Origin of the sequence: Pseudanabaena cinerea FACHB-1277 (assembly GCF_014696345.1) — a bacterium.
GTDB classification, from domain to species: domain Bacteria; phylum Cyanobacteriota; class Cyanobacteriia; order Pseudanabaenales; family Pseudanabaenaceae; genus Pseudanabaena; species Pseudanabaena cinerea.
On sequence record NZ_JACJPY010000015.1, the window covers coordinates 58,342 to 64,341 of the forward strand.

11 protein-coding genes and 1 pseudogene are annotated in these 6,000 nt (G+C 40.4%); all 12 read left to right on the forward strand.

What is annotated here, in order from left to right:
• The first annotated feature begins 60 nt into the window (after positions 1–60).
• A complete protein-coding gene (locus H6F44_RS07305) occupies positions 61–774 on the forward strand; it encodes a zinc metalloprotease (RefSeq protein ID WP_190350294.1) in 714 nt (237 codons plus the stop codon).
• 143 nt (positions 775–917) lie between these two features.
• Entirely contained in the window at positions 918–1,130 is a 213-nt protein-coding gene (locus H6F44_RS07310) for a transferase hexapeptide repeat containing protein (protein ID WP_190350295.1), read from the forward strand.
• Between the two features lie 2 nt (positions 1,131–1,132).
• Positions 1,133–1,561, forward strand: a complete 429-nt coding sequence (locus H6F44_RS07315; protein ID WP_190350296.1) for a type II toxin-antitoxin system VapC family toxin — start codon at positions 1,133–1,135, stop codon at positions 1,559–1,561.
• 258 nt (positions 1,562–1,819) lie between these two features.
• Positions 1,820–2,074, forward strand: a complete 255-nt coding sequence (locus H6F44_RS07320) for a hypothetical protein (protein WP_206754445.1) — start codon at positions 1,820–1,822, stop codon at positions 2,072–2,074.
• Between the two features lie 360 nt (positions 2,075–2,434).
• The gene (locus tag H6F44_RS07325; protein WP_190350298.1) at positions 2,435–2,788 is read left to right on the forward strand and encodes a DUF433 domain-containing protein; all 354 of its coding nucleotides are present in this window, start codon (positions 2,435–2,437) and stop codon (positions 2,786–2,788) included.
• A pseudogene (locus H6F44_RS23960) lies at positions 2,763–3,125 on the forward strand (DUF5615 family PIN-like protein). Before H6F44_RS07325 ends, H6F44_RS23960 begins: the two are co-directional and overlap by 26 nt.
• Before the next feature lie 151 nt (positions 3,126–3,276).
• Positions 3,277–3,708: a hypothetical protein gene (locus tag H6F44_RS07335; RefSeq protein ID WP_190350299.1), complete on the forward strand. Its 432-nt coding sequence runs from the start codon at positions 3,277–3,279 to the stop codon at positions 3,706–3,708.
• A gap of 32 nt (positions 3,709–3,740) precedes the next feature.
• Positions 3,741–4,070, forward strand: a complete 330-nt coding sequence (locus H6F44_RS07340) for a DUF433 domain-containing protein (RefSeq protein WP_190350300.1) — start codon at positions 3,741–3,743, stop codon at positions 4,068–4,070.
• A gap of 2 nt (positions 4,071–4,072) precedes the next feature.
• Positions 4,073–4,423 carry a DUF5615 family PIN-like protein gene (locus H6F44_RS07345; protein WP_190350301.1) on the forward strand — a complete coding sequence of 117 codons (351 nt, stop codon included), beginning with the start codon at positions 4,073–4,075 and terminating at the stop codon, positions 4,421–4,423.
• A 125-nt stretch (positions 4,424–4,548) separates the two neighbouring features.
• The gene (locus H6F44_RS07350; protein WP_190350302.1) at positions 4,549–4,800 is read left to right on the forward strand and encodes a zinc ribbon domain-containing protein; all 252 of its coding nucleotides are present in this window, start codon (positions 4,549–4,551) and stop codon (positions 4,798–4,800) included.
• 104 nt (positions 4,801–4,904) lie between these two features.
• Complete coding sequence (locus H6F44_RS07355) at positions 4,905–5,462, forward strand: DUF6036 family nucleotidyltransferase (RefSeq protein ID WP_190350303.1); 558 nt, start codon at positions 4,905–4,907, stop codon at positions 5,460–5,462.
• Positions 5,449–5,787 (forward strand): hypothetical protein, encoded by a 339-nt coding sequence (locus tag H6F44_RS07360; protein WP_190350304.1) that lies wholly within the window; start codon positions 5,449–5,451, stop codon positions 5,785–5,787. The genes H6F44_RS07355 and H6F44_RS07360 overlap by 14 nt, the downstream gene beginning before the upstream one ends.
• Positions 5,788–6,000 lie beyond the last annotated feature (213 nt).

Below are 6,000 nucleotides of genomic sequence, written 5' to 3' on the forward strand. Positions count from 1 at the left end.
ATTGACAATCAGTTTGGTAGTGACTGGATAGTTCGCGTCGGCAAAAATATTTGATTTACTATGAAATCACAAATCAAGTTCCTCAAGTTTCTTCTCATTGGTTTTCTTCTCAGTATCATCTTAATGTTTGCGGTTCCTAGTGTTGCAGAAACATTTTTAAATACTGCATACATCCGTCCTCGAACTCTTGTTTTTGCCAAGGGCAATTTTTGGGTGTATGCTCACAACAACTTCAGTCCATCGCAGCAAACAATGATTAAATCAGCATCGAATAAGCTGCACGAACAGATGAATAATCCAAGTCAAAGATCAAAGCTTATAGACTGCGGTTTGCGGAGAACTGTTAGAGCCAAGCCTAGCAAACAAGTCGTTGATAATCAGCTAAAACAAGTGTTTGTTAACCCTGCTAGTGGCAACCGTCCAATTAAAGCAACTGTTGCCTATATGTGGGGAGAGAAAGAAGTCGTTGGAAGAGGCACACTTGGATCTGGCGAGTTTCCAGAGAAAGGCGATCTTTTGAGGGTCGCATTCAATTCAGATTATTTCGGTGATAGCTCTCAATTTTCTCTAAGAAATGATGTTGACTATTGGTCTGCTACGTTATTGCATGAAATACTTCACAACTTAGGCTATGAACACCCACAACCCAAGGGAGACTTTATCACAGAGTTCGATTTGTGTGTTAACTTCAATGGCTCTATTCCTCAGAGGTTCGGCTTGAACGGCGGCACAGAGGACAATATCGATGATGTGTATTTCAGAATGAGAAAATAGCTAGTAGGGTGCATTTATGAAATTTAATGCACCTCATTTTTGTTCGTATGGACAGTTATTTGAACACAATTACAATTTTTTAGTTAGACTAGAGTAAATTTTTCCATTACTCAACTGAACTGATTTTCAATCTAGGAGCAGCCATGCTAGACACAGCAACTCTTGAGAGACGCTTGACAAACCTTGAACAGGTTGTTTTTGACCTCCAGCATAAATTTGACAGTAAGCCTGTCTCTGACAATTGGTTAGATAGACTTATTGGTTCAATTTCTGATGATGCAGCTTTTCTTGAAGCTCTAGAATACGGACGCGCATTTCGGCAGTCTGACAAACCTATTGATGAGATTGGCCAGTAAACGTGAAATATTTGTTCGATACCGACCACATCAGTTTTCTGCAACGCCGATCTAGTTTAGAGTTTAGCCGATTAACTTTGAGGATGTCCCAACATTCGATCGCAGACTTTGGCTTATCGGTTATTAGCTTCCATGAGCAAATAATTGGCGCTCACAGCTTCATCAATCGCGCTCAGAACAATACTGATTTGGCTCGTGGATATGCGCTGTTGTCAGAAACTCTTAACGGTTTCGCAAAAGCTCCAGTTTTACCATTTGATGCTGAAGCAATTGAAATATTTGATGAGATGAGGAGTCAGAAAGTTCGTGTAGCTACGATGGACTTGAGAATTGCAGCGATCGCCATTTCCAACAATTTAGTTTTACTTACCCGAAATACTGGCGATTTTAGCAAAGTTCCAAACTTAATAATCGAAGATTGGACAGTGTAGCGCAGAAGGTCTAACACTGCGTTGGAGCGGACGGATGAAAAGTCCTAATGTAATGAAAAACTCATCTGCCGCCGCTCAACTTTACCGTTAGACTGTCACGTTGAAATCACGAAACGTAATAATCACCAAAATAGTAAGATGTCAAACTATCAATTCGTATCCATTACATGTGTTACCCCCTCAACGGGTGTAAGTGGTATTGCAACAGCTGTTATTACGACAATTTCTTCCACATTAGGAGGAACGATTGCTGGATCTTTGGCTGCTCTAACTGGCCCCGGTGCTGTTTTAGCGTCTGTGGGTGGATCTGTCGCTGGCACTTTAGTCGGTAAAGGCGCAGGAAGCTTACTAGAATCGATTGGTCAGGCATTTCCAGATAATTTGTACATCGAAGTCGATGGCAAAAAGGCTTGGCCTAGTGGCAAATATCAGAACATTAATGCTGGCGACAAAATTACGCCACCTATTCAAGGGGCATTCGATCATCCCACTAAGGTAACGCTTAAAGAATGAGATGTATTTGGTGATGATAATCTAGGCGAATTTATCATTAACCCGATGCAAAAAGGTAATGGGCTTGCGTATCTTGTTGCTAATCCTAAAGAGGGGGATGTTTACGAAGTTGTGCTGAATATCTCATAGTGCGATCGCCGATCTTGTAGGGTGCGTTAATGAAATGTAACGCACCTTGTTTTTGTTTTAATCAAAGCAATCTATTCAGAGCAGTTCTGGTCAGTTATAATACCAGATAAGGCAATGACCGAGGAAAATTCATAATCATGGCAGTGCGTCAATCACGCTATGGCAGAGAAGAATTTGCCCAACGAGTCAATGATTTTTCGGTTTAGTGCTAACATTCTGGAGACATAAACTATGCAACTAGAAGATTACTTTATCTTTCTTGCAGTCAATGACATTCGCATAAAAAATACGCGAATTGGTATTGAAACAGTTTTGTATGACTACATTTACCGCAGTCGAACACCAGAAGAAATCGCTAGAACTTACCTATCATTAAGCTTAGAGCAGGTTTATGCCACTGTTCTCTACTATCTCCACAACAAACAAGCGATCAGTGAGTACCTCACTAATTGGCTAGAATGGGGACACAAAATGAGAGAAGAGCAAAAGCTTAATTCACCGCCAATTTCCGAAAAATTGCGTCAACTTCGCTCTGAACGACTAACATCAGGAAAATCCTATGCAAATCAAGTATTTGATGGATGAAAATCTCCCTCCAATTTATCAAATACAGCTACGCCGCAAAGAACCTGATTTAGTAGTCTGGGCAATTGGCGATCCCAACACACCGCCAAAAGGCACTTTAGATCCAGATATCCTGATTTAGTGTGAAAAATACGACTTTATTCTTGTAACAAATAATCGTAGCTCTATGCCCATCCATCTAATCGATCATCTTGCTGAAGGGCAGCACATTCCTGGAATCTTCCAAATCAATCCCAGTATGAGCTTGGGTGAAACTATTGAAGAATTAGTATTAGCTGCTCTTGCTTATCTGGATGGCGAGTATAGCGATCGGATTTCATATTTGCCATTGCCATAAATTGCTCGCATTAAGTTGCTAGTGAAAGAGGTCTAACACTGCGTTGGATCCGACCAAGTAGAGATAGATAATCTATAAAAGCCGAAGCTTGTCTACGGCGGCTCAACTAGACCGTTATGCTACAAGTCTAGGTAACGGAGTGTTAAAGCTGATGCCCAATGATATTGTGAAATATGAACCAGATGATGCGGGGAACATTGTTACTCATGCTCTACAACAAATTGCTGAAAATTCAGAAATAGTTTTATCTATCAAGGCAGTTAGTAATTGGGTTACTGGTTTTACTTGTTATCTTAGCAACGAAGCTGGATTGTATCGCTCTCAAGAAGTTGATTTCAGAGAAACGTTCAAAGATTTTAATCAGTATATTCGTCTATTCAATGCAGGATCTGATTTTCGCGCAAGATCTACCGTAAATTTTTGTAGACGTGTTCTTCATATGGAAGATTCAAAAGCTAAACGCAATTTTATTATTCAAATTTTTAGCAGCTTTCGCTGCGACATGGGTAACTCGATAGAAAGATTTTCAGAGATTGAAGGGCAACTCGTTGATGGATTTCTTGAAAACCCTTTTGGACGCTAAAATAAAGTTAATGTTTAGGATTTATTGCTGCTATGCTTACCGCATCTCGAACAGTGTCAGTCCCTTTGTCCACTAATGCAGATGGTGTGATTTTGGTTGGTAACACTCGTGTAACCATTGATACAGTTGTTGGCAATTACAAGCAAGGACTGTCACCTGAAGAAATCGTATTTCGCTACTCATCTCTTGATCTATCAGATGTTTATAGCACCATTGCTTTTTATCTAAGCTATCAGACAGAAGTTGAAGAATACCTAAAAAAACGTCAAATTACGGCTCAAGCCATTCGAGAAAAAAATCAACATCGGTTTAACTCTCAAAGTTTGCGTGATCGCCTTCTTGCAAGACAGGCAGCTAAATAGCAATGATCAAACTACTTGCAGATGAAAATTTCGATAATACAATCGTCAGAGGACTATTACGGCGCAATCCTAAAATCGATATTGTCCGAGTACAAGACATGGGACTATCGGGCATAGACGATCCATCAATTCTGGCATGGGCAGCCAAGCAAAATAGAGTATTGCTAACCCATGATGTAGCAACTATTACTCGTTATGCTTATGAAAGAATAGAACAAAATTTACCTATGAATGGTGTTGTAGAAGTTCCCATGGATGCAAGTATTGGAAAAGCAATAGAAGATATCTTTCTGTTAATAGAATGTAGTTCAGAGGAAGAGTTGCAAGGACAAATTCACTACTTGCCATTTTAGGTAAATCTCTTAAAGCCGCATAACACTGCGTTGGAGCCGACCGTTCAAAAAGTGACCTTTAACAGCTAAAGTTTGACTGGGGCGGCTCAACTAGACCTTTAGACCGACAAGCAAAAAGAATTATCATGACTGAACCAACGCCGCAACCTTTATGTCCTTATTGCAAAGAATCCATACAGCCAAAGGCTACAGTTTGTCCACATTGCAAAAAAACTATTTTTTCGACCGACCCTGGAGCAAATGCAGTAATCTATCTCATCTCCTTTGGTGTAATGTTCGCCGTACTATGGACAGGCATAAATTGGTTTGCAAAGGTTCAAACTGAGCAAAACCTCCGTGATGCACAGCAACAAGTTGATAAGATGCTCAAGCGATAATTTTATAGGAATGATCTCGCTCGTAATTACTGATTTCAAGAAAAATATCTGAGTTAAGCGCGATCTGCTAAATTAGAGAGGCTTATCTATATTGCTATCAAATTATGCGCTCAAATGTCGATCCTCAGAAAATCGAACAACTCATGGAAGCATTAGGTAAAGAATCTCGTAGTTCGGGTTGTATTTATTTTACAGGTGGTGCTAGTGCTTTACTTATTGGTTGGCGCACTTCTACTGTGGATATAGATATTCGTCTAGATCCAGAACCCTTAGGGGTTTTTCAAGCGATCTCCAATCTCAAACAAGAATTGAACATCAATATTGAACTTGCCTCCCCACAAGACTTCTTGCCACCTCTTCCAGGATGGCGTGATAGAAGCGTGTTCATTAGCAAACGAGGTCAAGTTTCGTTTTATCATTATGATTTTACAGCCCAAGCTCTTTCCAAACTATCCAGAGGATTTGACCGCGATATTAAAGATATTGAAGCTATGTACGATCAGAAATTATTCTCTCTGAGTAAGCTGCGCGATTGCTTTGATGCGATTTTACCTGAAATAATTCGGTTCCCTTCTCTTAATTCTGATCTACTTAGAAGCAGAGTCGAGAACTTCATCGAGCGTTTTGAAGATCAAGGGAGGAGAAATAATGAGTCTTCATGATTTGCCAGGAGCCGAGATAATATTACCTGGATTAAGCGACCTTCGCAATGGTAAGTCCAATACAATTGGTGCATTACTAGTTGCGATCGCAGCAACGCGCTTAACCGAAGCAGGTTTAGATATTCAAAAGCATCATCTATCCCCAGAGCCAGAGCTAAATCTGTATGCTTGTCTCCAAGACGAACGAGAGGATGCTTATCCTTACTATAACGCTTTACTGAAGCGCCTTAATAGCTTTTGCAATGCACTTGAACTCAGTTATAGGTATAAGCCGTCTAACACTGCGTTGGAGCCGACTTTATCAAAAGCCATCTGTAAAAGCTAAAGACTATCTGAGGCGGCTCAACTAGACCTTTAGACCAAACCGAAAAGCCCGACAAAGTTATCGGGTTCGCTCATGTGGGTAAATAGGTGAAAGGAGGGACAAGAAGACGGCGGAGGAAGTCAAAATCAATCCAACGTAAATTGTAAGCCCACTCAAACATGGCTACATAGAGATGCAGATACTTTTTATGGATACCGCGAAATGGACGAACAA

What these genes read in the sequence shown, in the direction of transcription:
- H6F44_RS07305 (WP_190350294.1), top strand. Translation starts at nt 61, where the DNA reads ATGAAATCACAAATCAAGTTCCTCAAGTTTCTTCTCATTGGTTTTCTT.
- H6F44_RS07310 (WP_190350295.1), top strand. Translation starts at nt 918, where the DNA reads ATGCTAGACACAGCAACTCTTGAGAGACGCTTGACAAACCTTGAACAG.
- H6F44_RS07325 (WP_190350298.1), top strand. Translation starts at nt 2,435, where the DNA reads ATGCAACTAGAAGATTACTTTATCTTTCTTGCAGTCAATGACATTCGC.
- H6F44_RS07335 (WP_190350299.1), top strand. Translation starts at nt 3,277, where the DNA reads ATGCCCAATGATATTGTGAAATATGAACCAGATGATGCGGGGAACATT.
- H6F44_RS07340 (WP_190350300.1), top strand. Translation starts at nt 3,741, where the DNA reads ATGCTTACCGCATCTCGAACAGTGTCAGTCCCTTTGTCCACTAATGCA.
- H6F44_RS07345 (WP_190350301.1), top strand. Translation starts at nt 4,073, where the DNA reads ATGATCAAACTACTTGCAGATGAAAATTTCGATAATACAATCGTCAGA.
- H6F44_RS07350 (WP_190350302.1), top strand. Translation starts at nt 4,549, where the DNA reads ATGACTGAACCAACGCCGCAACCTTTATGTCCTTATTGCAAAGAATCC.
- H6F44_RS07355 (WP_190350303.1), top strand. Translation starts at nt 4,905, where the DNA reads ATGCGCTCAAATGTCGATCCTCAGAAAATCGAACAACTCATGGAAGCA.
- H6F44_RS07360 (WP_190350304.1), top strand. Translation starts at nt 5,449, where the DNA reads ATGAGTCTTCATGATTTGCCAGGAGCCGAGATAATATTACCTGGATTA.